At 40.0% G+C, this 20,683-nt stretch carries 15 protein-coding genes; 4 read left to right on the forward strand and 11 right to left on the reverse strand.

Translation table 11 applies throughout. The annotated features are described in order from the left end of the window. Positions 1-55: 55 nt before the first annotated feature. From hsdR to K5620_RS05810, 4 genes are read right to left on the reverse strand one after another with little or no spacing between them, the layout of a single operon-like run. Positions 56-3,511, reverse strand: coding sequence for a type I restriction-modification system endonuclease (gene hsdR / locus K5620_RS05795; RefSeq protein WP_016402434.1), 3,456 nt, complete (start codon positions 3,509-3,511; stop codon positions 56-58). 9 nt (positions 3,512-3,520) lie between these two features. Beyond that, complete coding sequence (locus tag K5620_RS21795) at positions 3,521-3,646, reverse strand: hypothetical protein (RefSeq protein WP_016402433.1); 126 nt, start codon at positions 3,644-3,646, stop codon at positions 3,521-3,523. Between the two features lie 47 nt (positions 3,647-3,693). After that, the gene (locus K5620_RS05805; protein WP_221077456.1) at positions 3,694-6,141 is read right to left on the reverse strand and encodes an amidohydrolase family protein; all 2,448 of its coding nucleotides are present in this window, start codon (positions 6,139-6,141) and stop codon (positions 3,694-3,696) included. An 8-nt stretch (positions 6,142-6,149) separates the two neighbouring features. Further along, positions 6,150-8,717 (reverse strand): P-loop NTPase fold protein, encoded by a 2,568-nt coding sequence (locus K5620_RS05810; protein WP_016402431.1) that lies wholly within the window; start codon positions 8,715-8,717, stop codon positions 6,150-6,152. 833 nt (positions 8,718-9,550) lie between these two features. Here K5620_RS05810 and K5620_RS05815 point away from each other — a divergent pair. Continuing rightward, on the forward strand, positions 9,551-10,039 hold the full coding sequence (locus K5620_RS05815; protein ID WP_215426429.1) for a hypothetical protein: 489 nt from the start codon (positions 9,551-9,553) through the stop codon (positions 10,037-10,039). Positions 10,040-10,126: 87 nt separating this feature from the next. On the opposite strand, the gene K5620_RS05820 is transcribed toward K5620_RS05815, so the two are convergent. From K5620_RS05820 to K5620_RS05835, 4 genes are all read right to left on the reverse strand, one after another. Beyond that, positions 10,127-10,999 carry an endonuclease I family protein gene (locus K5620_RS05820; protein WP_016402429.1) on the reverse strand — a complete coding sequence of 291 codons (873 nt, stop codon included), beginning with the start codon at positions 10,997-10,999 and terminating at the stop codon, positions 10,127-10,129. Positions 11,000-11,345: 346 nt separating this feature from the next. After that, positions 11,346-12,941: a GapS1 family protein gene (gene gapS1, locus K5620_RS05825; protein ID WP_016402428.1), complete on the reverse strand. Its 1,596-nt coding sequence runs from the start codon at positions 12,939-12,941 to the stop codon at positions 11,346-11,348. Between the two features lie 219 nt (positions 12,942-13,160). Then, the gene (locus K5620_RS05830; RefSeq protein WP_016402427.1) at positions 13,161-14,177 is read right to left on the reverse strand and encodes an endonuclease/exonuclease/phosphatase family protein; all 1,017 of its coding nucleotides are present in this window, start codon (positions 14,175-14,177) and stop codon (positions 13,161-13,163) included. Positions 14,178-14,306: 129 nt separating this feature from the next. Then, complete coding sequence (locus K5620_RS05835) at positions 14,307-15,419, reverse strand: DNA/RNA non-specific endonuclease (RefSeq protein ID WP_016402426.1); 1,113 nt, start codon at positions 15,417-15,419, stop codon at positions 14,307-14,309. 560 nt (positions 15,420-15,979) lie between these two features. Here K5620_RS05835 and K5620_RS05840 point away from each other — a divergent pair. The 3 genes from K5620_RS05840 to K5620_RS05850 all read left to right on the forward strand — a co-directional run bounded on the left by K5620_RS05840 (position 15,980) and on the right by K5620_RS05850 (position 18,761). Next, positions 15,980-16,459, forward strand: coding sequence for a hypothetical protein (locus K5620_RS05840; protein WP_040307324.1), 480 nt, complete (start codon positions 15,980-15,982; stop codon positions 16,457-16,459). Further along, positions 16,443-17,930, forward strand: a complete 1,488-nt coding sequence (locus K5620_RS05845) for a hypothetical protein (RefSeq protein WP_016402425.1) — start codon at positions 16,443-16,445, stop codon at positions 17,928-17,930. Before K5620_RS05840 ends, K5620_RS05845 begins: the two co-directional genes overlap by 17 nt. A 393-nt stretch (positions 17,931-18,323) precedes the next feature. Then, positions 18,324-18,761, forward strand: coding sequence for a hypothetical protein (locus K5620_RS05850; RefSeq protein ID WP_215426427.1), 438 nt, complete (start codon positions 18,324-18,326; stop codon positions 18,759-18,761). Positions 18,762-19,119: 358 nt separating this feature from the next. On the opposite strand, the gene K5620_RS05855 is transcribed toward K5620_RS05850, so the two are convergent. The 3 genes from K5620_RS05855 to K5620_RS05865 all read right to left on the reverse strand — a co-directional run bounded on the left by K5620_RS05855 (position 19,120) and on the right by K5620_RS05865 (position 20,626). Beyond that, positions 19,120-19,638 (reverse strand): AAA family ATPase, encoded by a 519-nt coding sequence (locus K5620_RS05855; protein ID WP_040307322.1) that lies wholly within the window; start codon positions 19,636-19,638, stop codon positions 19,120-19,122. A gap of 69 nt (positions 19,639-19,707) precedes the next feature. Beyond that, a complete protein-coding gene (locus tag K5620_RS05860) occupies positions 19,708-19,863 on the reverse strand; it encodes a hypothetical protein (protein WP_194164055.1) in 156 nt (51 codons plus the stop codon). 553 nt (positions 19,864-20,416) lie between these two features. Further along, the gene (locus K5620_RS05865; RefSeq protein ID WP_016402421.1) at positions 20,417-20,626 is read right to left on the reverse strand and encodes a hypothetical protein; all 210 of its coding nucleotides are present in this window, start codon (positions 20,624-20,626) and stop codon (positions 20,417-20,419) included. Between the last annotated feature and the right edge of the window lie 57 nt (positions 20,627-20,683).

The following is a 20,683-nucleotide window of genomic DNA, read 5'->3' on the forward strand; positions in this document are numbered from 1 at the left end:
GCCTTGAGTGGGCTTCGCCAACTTGAGCTAAAATATATGACGCTATTGTACAGGATTAGGCTGACTGTTGCTGCTCAAGCCAAATCGATTTGTTGAAATGGCTCAAGATATCTACAATCGGCTGGTCAAATAACTTACTAGCGCGTTTCGTACCGCCAATTTGTTTGAATATACCTTCATTAAGGTTGCTTTCATCAACAATGACATTAGCTTTTATTTGCTCTGCAATGGTTTCAAGCCATTCGCGTTGTGGAGTTTTCCAAGGCTTGCTATTAAGTATTTTAACTAGCGCGTTATCTACACGTTGCTCATAAGGAACCAGCGCCTCACCTAACGCTGCTTGGCGAATAAAGCCGATAATGCGAGCGGCAATGTCTTCATTTTTTACTTCCTTCCAAGCCACTTTTAAGTCTTCTTCGCGGAACTCATTTTTCTCCAACTCTAGCGCCAATTGTTTTAGGCTATCACGGGTTAACTCCCAAGGACGTTGAATAACCGTTTGAATAGCGACCATGCGGTTACTATTCGCATTAACAAATTTGTTGAAAGAGGACAGATAATCTTCAGGTTTCTGGCCACTACCGTAACCTGTAGATGTGCCCGTTACTTCATCACCATGAGTGGAAATAACCACTTTATTGTTGCCACCTGTACCTTTAACTCTCATATCAAGTAGCTCGCCTAAGCCAGGGTTATTAACAAACCAATCTGCAACGTCTTGGAGTTTCATTTTTTTAATTTCTTGAGCGAACTCTTTCGGTGGCTTACCAACTATGCGCTCAAAATGTGAGTGCTGGTTATGTGAAAGGTAATTCTTTTTACTTTGAAGTTTGGCAAGAAACTGATCTTTAGCGAGTTGCTGCAATTTAGGATCTGGGCTGTCTTTTATCTCACTTTCAAGTTCAGTAAAGGTAATATCAACCTTGGTAACAACGGGTTTCATGCTATTAACTTTTTCAAGCTGCTTGTAGATATCTACAGCATCAAAAATACGGAAACGTTCTTTAGAAATCTCATCACAACGACGAGTTGCACGACCAAGCATTTGTTCAAACAAGATACGGCTGTTCACTCGGCGTAAAAATACTAGATTACATATACGTGGGACATCGACCCCTGTTGTGAGCAAATCTACTGTAACCGCTATATTAGGGAGCCTATCGTTTTTGTATCGACGGATTTTTTCGAGTGGCTTGTCTGATGCACCTGTGATTTTTTGAATGGCATCATCATCGACTTCACCTAGGTAGTTTTCACACGCTTCTTTCAACGCTTCAACTACGTCATCTGCGTGTTTATCGGTAACACAAAATATTAAGGATTTCTCTTCAGAATATGGATTTAAAGAATCACTTTCGATCAACCAGCGACATATTTCTTTCGTGAACTCAGGTGCTATGACCTTACGGTTAAACTGTGCAACATCAAAGTTTAATTCATCAGGTGTATTGATTAAGTCAAGTTGATGGGTTTGAGGGTCATACACTTGAACTTCTTCGTTAACCTGATATTTAATCCCATCCGTATTGAGCTTGGTATGGATTCGTGTTGGTGGAAGATGGTCCACTAGGTGCCCATCGATAACGGCTTCTGTATATGTGTAAGTAAAAACAGGATCACCAAAGATATCTTTCGTGTGTAGTGCTGGGGTTGCCGTTAATCCAACTTTGAATGCATCAAAATATTCAATTACGGCTCGATATTTTGACATATAGTCTTTTTGATCGCGGAACTTAACTTCTGTTTCACTTAGTTCTCGGTCAAGTAAATAGCCTCTATGGCATTCATCTACAACAATACAGTCATACTGCCCTACACCCGGCTTAGCGCCATTATCTGATGGGTACATGATACGCTTTACCAATCCTTGAACGGTTGCTATATGAACTTTCGTATCATCTTCTGGGAATGGTACCGCTGATTTATCTGGCTCAATGCCCAATACTTCAAATGTATCAGCAAATGAGTTGGTAATGCTTTCCATTTTCACTTCGCCAAAATCGACAGTCGCTTGCTCACCTAATGCACTTCGGTCAACGAGAAATAGGATGCGGCGAAATCTTTCGGCTTTTAGTAAGCGGTAAACAAGCGCTATACAGGTTTTAGTTTTACCTGTACCCGTTGCCATAGCAACCATTGCTCTTTCTTTGCCATCTTTAATAGACTTCTCAACACTTAGAATCGCTTTTTTTTGGTAATCACGAAGTTTTAACTCGTAATCAAATCCCATGTCATCGAGTTCAGCATTTGCTTGTTGAGGTGTTTGACGTAAATAGGTTCTAATTTCTTGAGGCGAATACCAGCCTTTAAGTGCTTTACGGCGGTTGGACTTGTCACGCACATCTAAAAACCAGATACCACTTTCTTGCTCTAATTGCTTTAAGTAAGCCCGACCATTAGTGGCAAAAGTAAGGGGGGCATTAAATTCACCGTATTGTGTGACTTCTACATTTACTGGTAGGTCTTCAATCCCTTTTGCATAACGCTTCGCTTGGTCGATAGCACCGTAGACATTTTTAGCATTCTTCTTTGCTTCTATAACCCCTACGAGAGTCATACCGATAAATAGTGCATAGTCGGCTGGACCTGATGCTGTTGGCCATTCAGAGATTGCTTTGTTTTTATTTGGCTCTGGTTTTGAACCAGGGATTCTTTTTCCATTAACAATTCTGTCAGCATGCCTGATATTTACAGTATCGGCTTCCCAACCAGCATCAACTAGTTGTTGATCTATGATGACACGAGTTTCCGCTTCATCCATCTCAAATAGAGATTTTTCAATACGTTTAAGTTCTGCGGCTTGTTCTTCTTTCGGCTTAGCTTGGAACGACTTTATGTATTCTTTATTTGCAGCCTCTGCTGCGGATTTGTACTGTGCGGCTTCTTTTTCATTTTCTAGCGCTATTTGCTCCCAAACGGCTTTATCTTCGGCCATTTGCTCTGCACGCTCTCGCTCAGCAACAGCCTTTTCAGACTCAATGTGTCTCAGTTCTTCGGCTGTTTTTATACGTTCAGAGCTACGTTGAGATTCTGTTTTTAATTGTTCTACTTGTTCTTCTAGCAAACGTACATATTCTGAAGGATCTTGTGGTTTTACAAATTTCTTTATCTTAAAACCTTTGGCTGCATTGCCACCAAAAGTTATATGGAACCACATTGACAAAGCATGCCCGACCATTATTGCTTTTAACGCATCACGGTGACTAGTACTGTCAAAATTATGGGTGGCGGTGTTACCTAGCTTTCGAATTGTGTGAAAAGCATCTCGAACGTTATCATCTAAACGTAAGTTGTAATCGAGGTCTCGAAGAAGGTCGACTTGTTTTACGTTACTACCTGCCTCAACACCTATACGAGCAGCGATTGATTGCGCTATAGCCTCACCTAGTTGTCGTATCTTTATAAGCGAAGTATTAGGATCGGAAGAAAAGTTGAGTTCAGCACTTTCGGCCAATTTAAATAACCAATCTTGATGTTTTTTTAAAAAATCGAAATTACTTACTTGTTCCATAACCTTTCCTTAGTATGCTTCGAAGAACTCTTCATCAATTTTCTTGAGCTTTAGAACTTGCTCATCTCGGCTACCAATGTTGTAGCGCAGCATCAGTTTTGCTAACTCTTTACCGTTGATAAGCACTATACGCATACTGGTAAGGCCTGAGAATTCTAGACAAATAACATTCGAAAACAAAATTACATTTCAGCTAAAGGCCTACGTTTACTATGAAAGTTGGCAATTTTTGGTTTAAAGTGATAGACACGCCCGTTTTCATTCAACCGAGATGTAAGCTGTAGAGCATCATTTACAGAATATTCGAAATGCTCAACAAGAGTACCAAATATGTGATAAAACTCATTTCGCATATCTGTAGCAAAAATTCCTGGATCATCAGATCCCAAAGCAATCAACATCGGAGAATCATCTTTAATTACTCTAGCTGGAACCCCGAGCCACCTAAAAAGATGGTGTTCCTTAATAGAGTTGTAATGACTAATCCTGACGTTGCTGGTAGGTAAAGTTTCAAGAACAATATGTTTCTCTGTAACAACTTTCTGTACATATTGCTGCGCCTCTAAGAGCTCTTTATAAGAGAACATCGATAGAGGAATTTCAACTCGTTCGCTGTATTTGTCTAGCACTCTGTAATCGAACCAACGCTTATAAAGAAGATTCTGCACTGAGCTACTCACTCTCTGAGCTAATAAGTATTCCTTTTGCTGGTAACCAAAGAGATTAGTAAAAGAGTCCTGATTTTCTCGAATAGCCTTAACAATTGAAGGCTCCAAGTTACGGTAGTCAAAAAAACTATTTAGATCAGATAGAGTGAAGTTATCAACAAAAATATCCGATGCTGTAGCAAGAATTCGAGCTTCCAATTTAGCTAGAGGAAGAGCACTGGTAGGGTCGGATAGAGCTATCTTTCTTAGGAACAATAAATCTTCAAGGTACTGACCTCGTGGCAAAAATAATTGTTCTGGCATCAAATCTAACCAATACTGGGGATCAATACCTATCGCTGTTGCATGACCGAGCCTATCTCCTGCTGTCAACTCTAAGAAAGTAATTGCTTCATATATTGCTCGAATGCCACTCAGCAAATGTTCAAAGTCTTCTCCTACATGATAAGTAGCATTGGACAAACCCTGTGACCTACATCTACGATAAAGTGGAGCAAAAACTTCGGGAGGGGCTTCCAACTCATTCGCTGCTGCATCGATTCCCGTAATAATCTCTCTTAAGCTAGTGAATTTATTCAGTAGATCAAACAAAACCTCACTATTGTTGCTAAGTGTTTGCCTCAAAAAGCTATAGTGGGACTCTTTTTTTGGATCAGAGGGTAGTTTTATGAAGTGAGCGACTAATTTTAAGGAAGGTCTTTGATATTTCGACACTTCCAAAGCAAGGCTATTAAGGTCTCTGCCATATTTGACGCTATCAGCTTCAGTTTCCCCATTTGCATAGGTAATGAAACCACGTAAAACAGCACCTACCAAAGCTTCATTTTTTTCTAGTGATTTTTTGGGTGCGAACCTACCCTCTAAAACTAATAAATCAGGTCTTCCTGCTAAATTAGGACCATGAAGTTGATAAAACCTCTGCATGTAGCTTTTTTCATAACTTTCCCTAACGCCATTGTCAGCAAATTTCTGAAATTGTTCAAAACCAAACTGATCATCACGTTGTACCATGAGCCTTTGAAAGTTATTCATACAAAGCAAATAGGTTAAATAACAGTAATCTAAGCAAATGTTTGAGTTTTCTTTCAACTCTCTTTGCACAGCGATATGCAACTCTATCTCTGCAAGATGAGTCCAGCGACAGTTAAATTGTTTTTCTTCTAGTAACCAGCCAGATGTATCGACATCGGCTCTATCGTGATCTAAGAAATCAGCTAAAGATTGCTTGAACTCGGAAAGTTGTGTGCTGCCTCTAACCCAAGCAATAAGGAGCCTTCTAACATATCGTGCAGTCAACAATAGCTTTCCGTACTTGTAAGGATCATCGAGCTCTGGGCAGCAACTATAGAGCAACTGTACCCGGGGCTTAACGTACTCTTCCGCCAAATCAGATATGACCTTTTGAGGATTGGACATAGCGAAATTCCACATACTTTCAAGAGAGCTAGTGCCATTTAAGTGAATGTGCGTATCGTTTAATCCATTTTGCTCAATATAGTCCTCAACACTTGGATGAAATGGCGACAGCAGGCATCTATATCCTAGTTGAGATTCTAACCATTGATAGCGTTCAACAGAACTATAACTTCCGTCTACCGCTTTTGCTAATTGATATGCAATCACTGGTAACCCTGATTGATTAGCAATCCATGTTTGCCATTCATCAAACTTTTTGAGCTTAACCGCTAATTTTCCAGATGGTTCAAAATGATATCTTGCAACTTGACCAAGTAATGCTCTAGTTAAAGAACCTGATTCTTGTTGTCTTTTATCTAGTTGGAGCCAATGTGTATTAAACAATTGATCTCCGTGCTGTAGATATCTGCGATGCCACCCCGCATACGCAATTTTTTTTATTTCATTACGATCTAGGTCTGCCTGACCTTTAAGCAATAGTGGAAGTTGCTCAACAAGCCATTTGTATAGCCGAGGTTCTGAAAGAAGATAAGGATTAATAAACATCACAGGCCTTAATTTACAAAGAAGCCAACGATAGGCAATCCTGATATTTTCAGGCGTTCTGGTTTTGAAACAGAAGTAAATTGCTTGAATGATTCCACTTCTTCCGGAGCAAGAAGTTTGCCTACTATAGCTTTAAGCTCATCGTCTCCCAAAAATGGCCAAAGTAGAGGACAAGATATAAGTGTCATAGTAACTGGCATTTTAGAATCATCAGATTTATAGCTTACGAACTCGTTAAGGTTCTTTGCTAGCTCTCTCGAAGAGGTGTCAACATTACGGGCTTTACTCATTGCCTTATAAACGGCTTGATTGTAATCGTAGCCGTATCTCGACTCTTCAATGAGGGATGCATTGATAATTGCCCATACGTATCGTGATAAAACAATCCCTAATACAACATCTCCACGACCAACGCTGTACTCAACTTTGTTACGAGCTGACTCCGATACTTGGTTCAAGCAATAATGTAAACGAGTCCAAATTTTGCCTAATAGTAACGAAGATAGCCTGTGTTGACCGCTATATTTAGATACCCAACGTTGCAACGCATTACTTAGTATTTTGTCATTACTCTGGTTTTGGTTTTGGTTTTGGTCTAGGGCTGAAACAGAATCGATTTCATCTACATTATATTCATCGCCTTTTTTACCCTTATCGAAAAAGCTGGGGTAAGAGTAAGTAGGAATAGTACATAACTTATCAACATCAGTATGTTCTTGAGTAAGTAGCTCAGCAATCCCGGCTAAAAGGCGATATGCAGAGATATAGTCTCGCCCTTCACTCCCAATTTGAGCTCGATGAGAAGCCACCAATAACATCTTAGCAGCTACGTAATCTGATAAGTCCTCAAAGGTATGATGGTCAGAAATCAATCGCTCCAACTTTGTTAATCTTTCGTTAGGAGCGATTACTTCGACAAAAAAATTCTCATTAAACTTCGAAGGCTTTCCTCTTACCGTGCGAACGATCCCTGAGGCAATTGCTTTCTTACCTTGTTCTTCAGGAATAACTAAAGGGCCTAAATGGGCAGCAAAACTAGAAATGTTCTCGAAGCGATTTAGACCTATATAATCTATATAATCTTGCTCAGAAGCCTCAGTAGCGAGGCGATCAGATACAAAGTTCATGTATATGTTTGAGCTAGCTCCACATAAAAGCATCGTTTTAATAGCTTCTGAGATGCTCGAATCAATAGAAGAAGTAAACTGAGAGGCGATGCAAGCCGATAGATAGAGTTTTGCGGTGTTGTAATCATTTTGTGCATAACCACTATCAGGTCTGACATAGAACCCCGTTTCCAGCTCTCCATGCCTATGAAGCAATTTAAACATTTCATAGCTGATAGTATGGCCATCGGTCGTAGTCTGACTAAGGCTTTCGGTGTCAATTTCTAGTTTAACTAAGGACCCTACAAAGCTATGATAAAGAGCTGATTTTAGTGTTACAGGAGAATACATAATCTTCTTCTCTGGGCCAATCATGTCAAACTCAATCATCGTTTTAAGCAATTGAAAAACCGTTCTTACTGGCAGACTCAATACAAAATCCAAGTGTGATTTAAGGTAGTCTGCCGGAGTATTTAAGGCTTCACTAAAGATCTTTTTGCAAAGCTCTTTTACTTCTACTTTTTCAAATGAGGTTGAAGAAGAATAAGTAATGTTCACGGTGTGTAACTCCGCAACTTCACTTATTTTTTTCAAATTGACCCGTTGTTCAACAGGTAGAACCTTAGCCAAGTATTGCTGTTCTAAGTGATCTACATGTTGCTTCGTTGTACCATCGTCACCTCCAGAGTCTTTTAAACTTAACTCCTGATATTTAGCTCTTCTTACGATATGGCTATAGAGCTTTAGATCCCCAGTCAATACCACTACTAATCGAGGGTGAGTAAGATAACAACGAATTACTTCTAGCACTTCGTGAGCTTTCTTAGTGTCAGTGTCAACATCATCAATAGCTATGAAGAATAACTCTGAATCAAGGATATCTGCCATAACATCCACTAAAGCATGAATGCTATGTTCTAATTGGATACCGCTGCTAGACTGGTCGATAGCTTTACTCAGAAACCAAGAAGAATCATATTGAGAAGATGTCACTTTTCCACTGAGAAGTTGCACACCTTCAGCTAGAGCATCAAGTTTCGAACGAAACCTTTCAAACTTGTCTGAGTCACAGCAATGACTTAAGCTGGTTTTCACTAGCGATGTGAACTTGGCAATTATATCGACTAGTATGTGCTGCTGTGTGGAAACAAGTGTAGGATCGATTAAAGGCAACGGAATAGCATTTATTGCTTTCGTATCCTCTTTTCTTTGGTAGCGCTCTATCAAAGAATGCAAGTAAGTGGTTTTACCTGCCCCACGTTCACCATGGATAAAGATGGTGTTATTACACCTTCTAAGAGGCTTTAAATAGTTATAACTCTCGCCTTCTCTGCTCTCCTCTTTAGCGCCTTCCTGCATAGAGAGTAGTAGCCTATCCATTTGTTTATTTGCGTCTTGTTGTAACAACTGCTCTTTTTTGATTCTGACTCCGCCAACAAGTGTGCTTAGGTCAATAGTGATATCAGACATTGAATTACTCTTATTTTGATGTAGTGGTCAAGTAAAACTGGCCACGGTTTTATAGTTTTTCCAGTACAACTCTTCAGACAGAGGAGTAGAGTTAGGCGTCTCGGTAATCCGGTCTACCGGCGTTAGCTTCTTTAAACGAGTTGTGTTTGTATTCAGCTCGCGATAGATCACCATAGTCAAAAGTGAAAAAGGTCGCACGTATGTACGACCTTCAAACTAGGGTCGGTATTACACCCTACAAATAACTACTATTGCGTCACCAATACTTCCCATCTCAAAAGAATCGGCAGTTATACTTACCTCGTAATACCTCAGTTAAGCTTCACAGCGCGAATGGGGGTCAGATCATAAGGTGTACACGGTAGATACTCTCAATCACCTCGCCAAGACTATCACTTAATCTAGCAAAAATTAGTAAACTCCAGCACAGTTGATACTCCACAAAAAAGTATCATTGTAGGGCGCTTTTTTTCAAAAATTTGGCCAAAGTAACCTCCTTGAGTGCCATCTTGATATGGCGCTACAGATATTTATATCAGTGATATGTATTTGTTTCAAATTAACTTCTGTCCATAGTCGTGTGAAGGGAAATCATCGCGACACGTATTTTTCATCAGAACACTTTAAAGACGCACCGGCTGTTTAACTGGTACAAATTTATTTAAATTAGTGTGCTCTAGTTGTTTTGGGTCAATTGCAACGTAGGACAATGTTTTTTTTGCCCTGTATAATCTGGCGCTTAATCCAAAGTATCTACCACAAAGCGTATAAGATCTTTTATCACGGAACGAGTTAAGCACATCAAAGCGCTGATAACTGTTTTAGAGGTAAATTTGACTACATATAAATACGCCTTCATGGCTTTATTCACCATCTCAATTAGTGGATGTTCATCTCAATATCCCGTGACATTCGATTCATATCCTCAAGGCGCTTCTGTAGTTTGTGGGAATAAGAACTGGGGACATACCCCAATAACTTTAAATTATGACCCATCCGTAAAAGAGCGAGAAGTTCTCGATTTAAGCAACTGTAGTGTGCAGTGGGTGAGTGGAGCTAAAACTAACTATCAACCCGTTAACGTGCAAGAGTTTCCCAACGGAGTTCGGCTTACCCAACAGCGGCCAAATGTACCTGGCTTTAGTGATGACGCTCAATACGCTATCCAATTAGAACAACTCAAGGTCCAGAAGGAAATGGCTGAAGAATTAAGAAAGGCTAATAATGCGAGGCCTGTTATTCAAGACTGTAGAAAGTATGGAGATTTTAGCGGTAGGGTATACCAATTCGAGGGAAGATGCCCTGATGGTTATTTTAACTAACTCAGCACTATTCCACACTCGAGTTAAAGCTCAGGTCTAGCAAACTTCTCCCTAGTCCTGAGCTTTAAAAATACACCACATGATTTATTAGAGGGAGGAGCATTGTTCTCCCCATATCAGATTAGCCCATCCTGGCTGATCAATGAACGGATTCCTATTTCCTTGTATTTCTTCGACTCTATCGTTCCGGCGTCTTTCGAAGTCGCTAGGCGAGTACATGTTATGCCAAGTGAGGAGAGTACAAAGATCGCCAATAAGCGGATCTTTAGTTACAAAGTTATCGTCGACAATTCTTAAATCACTCATTTTCTCTTCATCGGTATTGTCCTGTGGTTCGTAGCGAACAGCCATGTAGAATAGCATTCTGGCTACCTGGCCTTTAGCGCGGTTGGGGGGCTCAAATGACTTATTTTCCTTATCGAGTTTTGCCGTAGTTTCTCGTGTCTGGCTATCTTCAAGTTTATCAAGGATGGGCTGACCACCATTGTCATACCCATAGTTAGAGTGCTTGTTATTCAGGTCTCGATCGGCGGGGCGCAGGTGATGCAGGTCGGTATATCCATCTTGATTCGGTTTGGGAAAAGATCGGGACTTTGGCCAAACATGCTCGCGTTCCCAAGCATGTATAGCCGCTGTTCCACCTCGATAAGCTAAATCGGTTGAGCGAATTTCTCCTAGATAAAGTGTTACCACTAAATCACAGTCAGGAACTTCATCAGCACAAGCTGAATCAGTGTAGGCAAGTGCTTCCCAGACATCTATATTTTCCCCATCAGTCCAGTCATCATTGCCTGATTTTGTGTAGGGTAAAGCCAAATGACCGTCAATAATTGTATGTAGAGCGGCTTTTAGATCTGTCCCTGTTTTTCCAAGTGCACTTTCGTAGTATCCGTCTTTAGGTGCGCAAAAAGACGCAAGTGAATACACAGCTAAAATGCAGCCAAATAGTAACCTTCTCATAATAACTTCCTTGTCAGTATAGGGCTGAGTATAGACTGGTAGGGCCTGATAATCCTAGATACTTTCTAAGCTTTTAAAGTAATGTTGTTTCTATCAATAATTCGAAAGTGTCCAGAAGTGTGTTACGCCGGTCGATAGACTAACAAGGTTTTTCCCCATTTAGTTTGAGGCAAAACTATCGATAATGACTAAGAAGTAAGTCGTTCAGGTATAGTTTTCATCATAAGTCTGTCGACAAGTCTCAGGCCATACTAGGTCGATTATGAAGATACTCTCTACTTTGATAGACAACCCATGATTTCGCCAAGGAAGAAAAGCGCTTCATATAGGCGTTCTAACTGTTGCGCTAAAGTCTAGATTTTAGCGCTTGTTCTAACTGCGCAACAGCTTGATAGAATTGGCGAATCTTTTTAGGTTCAGTGCCCCAATTCTTCCTTGAGTGCGTGAATTTTTTGTTTAACGTGCTCAGTAATTTTTCTACATTAGATTGAAGTAGTTGAGTACCAATAGGTGATGCATTTTGAAGATTATGTATGCTTGCAAATGCTTCTATCCGTTGCCGCATATCGAAAGTTTGAGTTGCTGGTTCTTTTTCCTGCTCAGTACAAAAATCAAGAAATTCCGCAATGTCTTTTCCCGCCTCAAAGCATACCGCTACCATTCCTTCAAAATCAGCGATGCTGAAAAAATGAATGTTTTCAATAGGAAATTGCCCATTACTAGCTTCAGTTACTTTATGTGATAGTTCTTCACCGAGATATTGAACTAACTTAGAGCCACTTCCACAGTAAAAATCTTGATGTGTAACAACTATTGAGTATCTGTTTTCATAAGGCGCTAGATCTTCATAGGCTATATCGCCCAATATTTGAGCACAGCGACTGCCTTGCGTAACGCCACTCAATAGATTGTCTCTCAGCTTATCTTTGAGCATTCGTGTTGAGTCGGTTACTAGCAACTTTTCTTTTGGCTCAACTCCTTTCGCATCAATAAACACAGAAGAGCCATTGTTTTGATGCAGAAAGTCAATTACTTTTCCCTGACGTTTATGCTGCTTATAGGTGTCATTGATATCATCTTCTGTTATGTAAGTGAAATTGAACTCTCCCAGTGTAGTACCAACATATGACTCAAAACTCTTGGTAAACTTTTTTTGGAAACGCTGAGTGTCAACAGCTTTAAGCGTTCGTAGGACAAACTCACTAATTCCAATACTCACGATGTAAGGGTGGGCATGAGATATATGTATATCTAGTAAAATTAGAGGCTTCTTTATCAATAAAGGTTCGTAGAAATAAGTCTCTGGTCGTAAAGGTAATTGCAACGGCTGAGCGAGCGCTTTCAATCCTGGGATTGTGCTTCCGACTAATTTTAGTATCTTGGAGATAGATTCTATGGAAAGTGCAGGATGGAAATTTACCAATATCTGGCCTAGCGTTAGATTCTTATTTTTCGTATCACTAAAGTAGTTAACAATCCAAATAGCAAAGAGGAAAAAATCTTCTAAATCAACACCCGTAGCTTTCTTGAAGTCTTCTGTGAATGACTGCTTGAAACCGAGCTGAGACATGATTGTGTATAGTCTAAGCAAGAAGAAGCTATGAGTTATTTGAGGTACTTGAAACCGAAGTTGAGATAGTAGAAATGCCCTTAGAGACAGCCAAATATCTTTCTCTTTTTCGATACCCATTGCTTTGCCTTGCAATTCCCACATGCTTTGCAAAATTGGTTGAACATCTTTTTGCGTTGCTTCCCTAGCGCCTGCGATGGGATCTAGTTCTAATGCCCAGTCAATCGCCAAGCATAAGATCCAAGGTCTCTTAAACGCTTCGCCCATATCATGCTCTTTGTGAAGCCGAGATAAGATACGAAGCACAAAGCTTTCAGTGGTAAAATATCGGATCTTTTGGCGTATCTTACTTGCTGCCTGATCGTAACTCATACAATTCCTCTAAACTAGAGATTGTAAGTTACAGTATGATTAACTTAATCAACTGTCTTTGATTTCTATTAGAAAAACAGTCGTTACAATGAAAAAAGGGAAAACCTTCACTTTCCCTTTATGTTGCTTTTGCTTTTCCGCATGCTAAGCGAGCGGCTTGGCATTTTGTGTATTTTTATTTCACATTTTTAATAGCTTGCTTTTCATCCGAAATTGATGCTACGGGTTTATTTCTAAAGAGACTACAGCATGATCGCTAGTTGCTTGTTTGTCTGCGCCGGGGAGCTCCTTTAGCGTTTCTGTATCTGCGATATGCTCGTTCCAGACCTTGTGTTCTGTTACGCTGTTTTCTAATTCTTGAGTGACAAAGGCATAATCAAGGGTGCTACCTTTCCCGCCGAAGTAATGTGTTGGAGCATTACTTTTTGTGTCTGCGACACTATATCCACTGTAAAGTTTTAATTTGTTGTAAACTGGCTTAACGCTAGAAGAGTCTTCATATTCTGAAGGACCTTCGATTTTAGGTACAAAATAGCCTGTTGGGCACATTGAGTCATATTCAACGCTGTTGAAATCACAGTTAATGTCGCCTAAAACAATAGTTGGTAACGCTGAGGAACGTTGCTCAGTCATTACGTCCGAAGCAACGCAAGCGGCCTCAGTACCTCGTTGTAATAAGGAGGCGATTTTACCCTTTGATTGCCCAATCATTTCTTGAAGTACACGATCTTCTAATTCATCTTCTACATCGTAAGCCCTCGAGTATAAGGGCCTTTTACTTTTAAGGTGCAAAACATAAACTCTCACTAAGCCAAAATTTTCAGTTTCAATGAGTGCTTTGATAGGTGTTCGACTAAAGCTAAATCCTTCTTTTAAACCCAGTGTTCCTACTAGTTCTCCACTAGTGCCAACCTCAGAAACTGAACGGATTGGGTATTTGGATGCTATTGCAACAACCGGGTGATTGTAGATCGTGGGGTCTGTTTCGTCGCGACCAACTGAGCCAACAGAGGCAAAATTTGTGTAGCCAGCTTCTGAACAAAGCTGCTTTAGGGATTTCTTACTAAAGACCTCCTGAAAACCAACAATATCAGCAGCGATATCATTCAAGGTACTCTTAATCCACTCTCGCTTTTTTTCCCACTTTTCAGGACTATATTTATTCTTACTTTTTTTCTGGTACCAGTAATTACCTGGTTCTAAGTATTGGTAAAGGTTAAAGGTTGCTACTTTCATTGTGTATTTCCTTTATGCTATTTAAATAATTGTATTTAAAGCCTTTTACTTATAAGTAGAGCTCATATTTGTTACTTCTTTTTCTTCGTAACATGAACGCTAGGGCTGATTTGTAAGTCGTCTAGTGGTTTACCCTCTACAAGCTCTTGTGATCATTTCTTTCTTGTATGGCCATATATCAGAAGCAGTTTGTGCTTTAAGCTTTTTTCTCTTTATTTCACTGATACTATTTAAAAACGATAATCCTGTTATTTCTTCAATTTCAGCAATTGAGGTCAGGTAGCGAGAATGATCATAATTCTTTGAGTAATAACCAGCACCTAGTTGCGGATAGATGAATGCGAGAACGTCCGGATTCTCCAGATTGCTCTCTCGGACTACGATTTTGAATAAGGCATCGGGTATAGCGACTTTGAACTCTTCACCTTCACCTATGTATCCTGAAGGCATTCCATCAATGTATATGGGCCCTGTTATAACCCAGAGCTTTCCGTATTCTTGTGCCCAAGCAGAAGTTATGTACTCTAAATCCAACCAAATCCCGCTGTTGAATTTTTTTCTCTGAGGTACTGCGTTCAAAAATGTAAATGTTTGTGCTGCTGCTTCATTGCTTATCCTCTCCGCTATTAACTTCATTTGGAGGTGGCCTCGCACATACCAATCCGGGTTCGCACTTCGGAACTTATTGGAGTAGGCATAGCTATTATCTTTGGGGGCAATCCCATTATCTTCAAACTTCTTTTCAGCCTTCCAACTATGGCCACCTTTCGTGGGAATACACTCACCTAAATACTCTCTAATTTCGTATGCAACCCATTCAGGGGTTCCAGTTACATCATCACCCGGTAAGTCATTGTTATCGTCTTTGGAATCCATACTGGCAGTAAACGCGATAAATTCTTTGATGGTATCTTGAGGCTGAGTAACCCATTTGTCGTGGGAGTATGGATCTTGCGTGTCTGAATGAGTTAAATGCGAAGTCAAAACGGCTATCGCTAGAGTCAGCATTCGAATCTTCATAATAACTTCCTTGTTAATATATCGCTGAGTATAGTCACCTATTTCAGCAATTTGGAAGATCAGAACTAAATGGTTGAATATTTTGTTTTTGCGCAACAAAGAAGCGGAAATATCATTCGTTTGTTTCGATACATTAGCTTTGGTTGAAGGCTTAATGAGTACGCGAATAAATCTTTGCAAGTAGAACTGCTCAATCATCAACACTAATCCAATTAGTGACATCTCAGTAATATTTCCTCAGGGCTCGTTACTTAAAGCTCCAAAATCGACTATGCTATTTATCAATTAAGCGCTAGATAATTAGGTTCGCATATGCAGGGGCTAGGTAGAGTTTTCTTGAGAAGTAGGCAAATTGAAATACTTATCAAGAATAGTGTTCTTTTCGCTACCGCTTTGGTGATATCAATTTCTGGGTACGCTAGCGATTCTGCCACGATAAAAAGGCTAGCTGGGAACTCTGAGAAAATATGGCAAGTCGAAGCATTTGATATCAACTTAGGTACTTCGAGTGATTGTACAAAGGGTATTCAGTATATTTTCAACTCAAGCCGCAGCTTGACAATACGTTCTTGCATAAATTCAAATGTTAAAACTATTCAACTCCCGTTTCGCATTGAAAGTGACGGAATAGATACGTTCATTCGTTACGATAAGCAAATATATCGGCTAATTTACTCTTGGAGAATAAATGATTTAGGTTTAGAGGAAGAAGAGTTAATTATACGAATGGATGGGTCTAAGCAGGTGGCTACTGAAGACATCATTATGGTTCATATTCCTTGATGGAAACAGAGAAACTGGAACGAAAAAAGCTTTGGATTAGCTTAGTCAGCACAATCATTGCTGGGCTTAGCGTGATATCTAGTGTGGTGATCTATATCCACGGGTTAGATGAATCTATAGAGAAGGAGCAAGCTCTTATCGACCAGCGCTCTCAGGTAGAGTATCACCGTAGCTTGTGGGATGAACGACGTGAAAGTTATAAGTTATTGGCAACCATACTCGGTGGTATTGCCGCAGAAATTGAGATTGATAAAAAAATATCATCGGAATCTTTAAAGTCGTTTTCAAAGGCTTATTGGGGTTTGTTAATTATGGTTGAAAATGAGTCTGTGAAATCTGAGTTGACTAAATTGAAAGATGACTTACGGGACTTAGAACAAAATAGGATATCCGCTAATAAGATTAAGTTACGTATACAACGAATAATATCTTTGAGTAAAAATCATATAGATGAGGTGGTTGATGCTTCCAGCTTCTAAGGTATTCACCTTGTTGATATGTATTCATTTTAGTTTTTTTTCAAATTTGGCACAAAGCACACAAATTGATAATGTTCACTTACTCCTTATCAGCAACGGTCACTATGTAGATAAAATAAAGGACAGAAACCGAGATGGGTCGGGCTCTATAGTAGATTTTAATGGTGCTCACGTGTCTGCAATGGTCGTAAATTCAGTGCTAGATAAACACTTCGGTTTAGCTTCATCAACCTTGCTCCGTTCAGATGAGCATCAAATAGTGAGTAAGGATGATGTATTCAACATCCTGGATTCTTTAAAAAGAAAAATTAACACGGCAACCGAGAAAAGCTATCTAATTGTTTACTATGTAGGCCACGGCTTCGGAGAAGGGATCGCTTGGAACTACTTTCTTCAACCGGGAAATGTAGAATTTCCTAATGCTCTAAATTCCTTAGATGTTGAAACATTAGCAAGTCAACTTATTTACGTGGGAGATTTGAACGAAAAATTGATAGAGCTTGGCCTTCCTTACACATTACTTATTGATGCTTGTTATGAAGGAAGTGCTGTAGATCTATTTGCTACACCGCTTCTATCAGATACAGCTAAACAAAATCTAGAAGATGTTTCTGATGTATTAAAGTTTATGAACCAATTTCATGGTGATAATCCAGTTGTTTTCTCCACGCATCCGGGAAGCTATGTCCGCACTGTAACACCGCCGCTGAATCTTAATCTCTCCTATAACATAGGTCCACTTGCGCGTCGACTAGAACTCAGTTCGAAGCATTGGGCAATAACAAAAGGCTATGTAAAGCTGGAGGACGTCATTCACTCCATAATGTCTCCAAAATTGGACTCAGAAACACTACCTGCGGTGTCTTTCGCAAGCTTTGGACAACAATATGCTTTTCTCAAAACTCAGGGGGGGGCTCGTGTCAAGGTTGATAGATTTTGGGGCTCGGCAACGACAAGTGATTTGCTGTTATTACAAGGGGCGATATCAGATGAATATGAACCAACTAATGATCAGGTTAAAGATACATTCGAAATTACTTTCGCGACTATTGCCATAATAGGAAAGCCTAACGAGTACATATCCGACGGTAAGGATTACGTTTTTACCTCGGGATTAGAAAAAATGAGCATAGATACTTTGACTGAAAACGAACTTATACTGCAAATGGAATTAGATGGTGAAAACTGGTTCTTTTCTATTGCGGTTCCTGAGGGAGAACCTTTCCAGCCCAAGTATTATGAAAATATTAGTCGGCATCCTTTCCAAGAAGGGGAGAATGCAGGATTGGATATTTCTGGTGCAGGTCGAGGTTGTAACGACATATCTGGTGACTTTAATATTGAATCTGTCAATTACTTAAATGGCATACCGAGTTCTTTATCTTTATCATTTACTCAGTTTTGCGATGATGAACCTAACCCTATCAAGGGAAGCCTAATAATCGAAATTCAAACGACCGATAGACTTTGAGGCTATTTTCTCTTTTTAGCCATGGTTTTACCTTTTATAGTTAAGTTACATTTTTTGCCATAAAAAGTGTCGAGTGTTCTCAGGCCTTACCAATCTGAAACCTTCCAAAAAGTATCAAAATATGTTGAACATCAAAATAGCGCCCCAAAGTGGATGTTTAAGGGCTCTCCTGAGCTTTTATCACATAAAGAAATTGAAGACTTAACTGAAAGTTTGGCCGCTTGTCAGTAAACTGTAGTGGCTGAGGGAGAAGGCTTAATGAGTATCAAGGCGCTTAAGGTGGACTGCAAACCTGTGGCGGTTTTGGTTCAAGTCGGTTAGTGTGATTGAGGTGGTTAATTTGGGTGTAGTGGTGTTTACAGCCACTTAGCTTATCGTTACAGGGCAATGACTTTGACACATCATATAATTACATTCGAAATTCAAACAGGGCCAGTTGAAGATGGAACTGAGAAGGATATTGCGATTTTTATCCTTAATGAATTTTCTGCGCTAGCTGAAAAGCATGGTTTTCGGGAAGGCTTCTCGATAGAGGCCTCATGGAAAAAAGGATGTGTTCTTGAGCATATTTCTCTCTTGGTTACAAATGCAGATGCAGTCGTAACTGGTGTAACCGCTGCGGGCACTTATGTAGCACTAAAAGACTATAAGTCTCTTAGACAAAGTATTCTTTTGCTGCTGAATGATGTAAGAACTATAACGTATAAAACTAAGAAATTAACTTTTAAAGTCATCCGTGCTGTAATTTCAGAGAAACGAAAACCTCCGCTTCATGAGCGAATTGAGCCAACAATCAAACGAGATGATAATCCAAACCTTAAAAGCCTTTAATAAGCCGCAGCAATCGCTCCTGTTGGTCGCAGGGACAACCCAAACGCTATTGGCTTGAATACAAAACCGTGGCCAATTTAACTTGACCACTACAATTCACTATGTCACTAAAATGGTAATCTTTAAAGCTAGGTGTATTTTGATACATTCCTAACATCTATCACTGTAGGAACTGATACTTACGAACTCATGCAATCTCTGCACATGGTGAAAGCTTTTAAATATCAACATCGGACAAACTCGCTTAGCAATTCTATCAGCCCATACAATAACTCAGTTTTCTTATGGCATAGTCGATTTTGTCCTGCACCTAGTTTTTATTCGACACTCCTAGTTGGCTCAAGATAGTATTATTTTTTCACCCTTCGGTAATCGCACCGGCAAAACTTAATCGTCCGTACCATCCTGGCGAAAAGGTTATATGTTCGTCTAACCATGTGTTATCAGCACTAGCAAAAATCAGCGTGAATCCGGTAGCGTTTTTAAGCCACTGCTCCCACCAGGTCCATAATGCATCTGCAATGTCATCATGCTTACCCGCCAAAATTTCGATGTCGTCGATAAACAATACGCAGTCTCCCTTCCGTACCAATTTGCAAGTTTCAGCGATAGCTTGCTCCCAATCGGTTAAATTCGGGGGAGGGATAGCAAACACCTCAGAGAGTTGGTTCGCTAAATCTAACAACTCATCAGCAAGCTTAAGGTTTCGTCCTCTACCCACAACTCTATATACCGGCACACCCAAATACTCAGAGATTGCCCGTATTAAGTAGTCCGAGTTGATACTTTGCTGCTTCCTTATAACGTTGACCTTTGGGCGCTCACCTGGCTTAGAGAGCTGTTTGTAAAGGCACTTAAGGCTGCTTGAATGTTGCAAAACAACTCCCGTTTAGACCGTTACATTTGAACAAATAACCAATACTCGGAGTAGGTCGCGGGCAATTTCCTAACGACTTCTCCGCTTGAGCTTAAGCCCACGCCGTAAGAGTTTTTCTCTTAGGTTTTCTCGTGCTTGAGTCATCGATACGCCAGGGTTTACAAACTCATCACCGTCAAAAGGGTTGGGAATTACCCGACGCGCTACAAAGTGTCGCTTCTTCATACAGTTAGCGCCTATATCTGTGAAGTGACCACTGCTCCCGTCGAGGCTGTTCCTTCGTCTCCGTAACAAGGTACGCTTCACTCTTACTCAATTTCAGTCTCTGACAACGCGATGAGGCATGGGTAGAACGTCTTAGCAAAACACGCTATTGATTCAGATTTACTCACCAGTCACTCCAAACTCTTTAGTTAATTCTAATTCACATCTATATAATTCGCATGGCAGAAAAACCTGTTTTTCTAATATATTCAGTTAGTTTCGAAGTGATACTTACTATGTAGATGAACAGTATTTGATATGCGATTTACTGTCGTAAGTTAAGTTGTCAACTTAAAATATCTGTTTATTTTGGGGTATTGAAGACCCAAATTAAGCACGATAATCATCGGAGTGATGCTCCGCTAACTACGTCTTGATTTGCTTTTATCCTTGCAGTTCAGCGAGCCTAATCTAGCGGACTCTCTTTGGATCATTAACAAGGTCTTAGGCAATTGGCTATAGCAGGTCACTTCACTGGTATATTAGATCCGTAGTCAACCTATTATTGCTCGCTTTAGAATTCAGCACCCTTAGGCTCGTCATCTTCATCATTGAGCTTCTCATTCAAATCTATTTCAACACCGTCGATGAGCTTATCTACCGATTCTCGCATCTCTTGAGTAAGCGGTACTGAGCATTTCAGTAAGTCTTGAAAGGCATCGTCATAGAGCGCTTCTGCGTCCTCGGGGGGCGGGTTTATCTTCCCCTTCGTATCTTTGGTCATCAGTTCTACTCCAATACCAGTTTTCAGAAAATTACAAAACACACACTATTTCTGGGC

It is taken from the genome of Agarivorans albus, assembly GCF_019670105.1.
GTDB classification, from domain to species: Bacteria; Pseudomonadota; Gammaproteobacteria; order Enterobacterales; family Celerinatantimonadaceae; genus Agarivorans; species Agarivorans albus.

What these genes read in the sequence shown, in the direction of transcription:
- hsdR (WP_016402434.1), bottom strand. Translation starts at nt 3,511, where the DNA reads ATGGAACAAGTAAGTAATTTCGATTTTTTAAAAAAACATCAAGATTGG.
- K5620_RS21795 (WP_016402433.1), bottom strand. Translation starts at nt 3,646, where the DNA reads ATGCGTATAGTGCTTATCAACGGTAAAGAGTTAGCAAAACTGATGCTG.
- K5620_RS05805 (WP_221077456.1), bottom strand. Translation starts at nt 6,141, where the DNA reads ATGTTTATTAATCCTTATCTTCTTTCAGAACCTCGGCTATACAAATGG.
- K5620_RS05810 (WP_016402431.1), bottom strand. Translation starts at nt 8,717, where the DNA reads ATGTCTGATATCACTATTGACCTAAGCACACTTGTTGGCGGAGTCAGA.
- K5620_RS05820 (WP_016402429.1), bottom strand. Translation starts at nt 10,999, where the DNA reads ATGAGAAGGTTACTATTTGGCTGCATTTTAGCTGTGTATTCACTTGCG.
- gapS1 (WP_016402428.1), bottom strand. Translation starts at nt 12,941, where the DNA reads ATGAGTTACGATCAGGCAGCAAGTAAGATACGCCAAAAGATCCGATAT.
- K5620_RS05830 (WP_016402427.1), bottom strand. Translation starts at nt 14,177, where the DNA reads ATGAAAGTAGCAACCTTTAACCTTTACCAATACTTAGAACCAGGTAAT.
- K5620_RS05835 (WP_016402426.1), bottom strand. Translation starts at nt 15,419, where the DNA reads ATGTCACTAATTGGATTAGTGTTGATGATTGAGCAGTTCTACTTGCAA.
- K5620_RS05840 (WP_040307324.1), top strand. Translation starts at nt 15,980, where the DNA reads ATGGAAACAGAGAAACTGGAACGAAAAAAGCTTTGGATTAGCTTAGTC.
- K5620_RS05845 (WP_016402425.1), top strand. Translation starts at nt 16,443, where the DNA reads ATGCTTCCAGCTTCTAAGGTATTCACCTTGTTGATATGTATTCATTTT.
- K5620_RS05860 (WP_194164055.1), bottom strand. Translation starts at nt 19,863, where the DNA reads ATGAAGAAGCGACACTTTGTAGCGCGTCGGGTAATTCCCAACCCTTTT.
- K5620_RS05865 (WP_016402421.1), bottom strand. Translation starts at nt 20,626, where the DNA reads ATGACCAAAGATACGAAGGGGAAGATAAACCCGCCCCCCGAGGACGCA.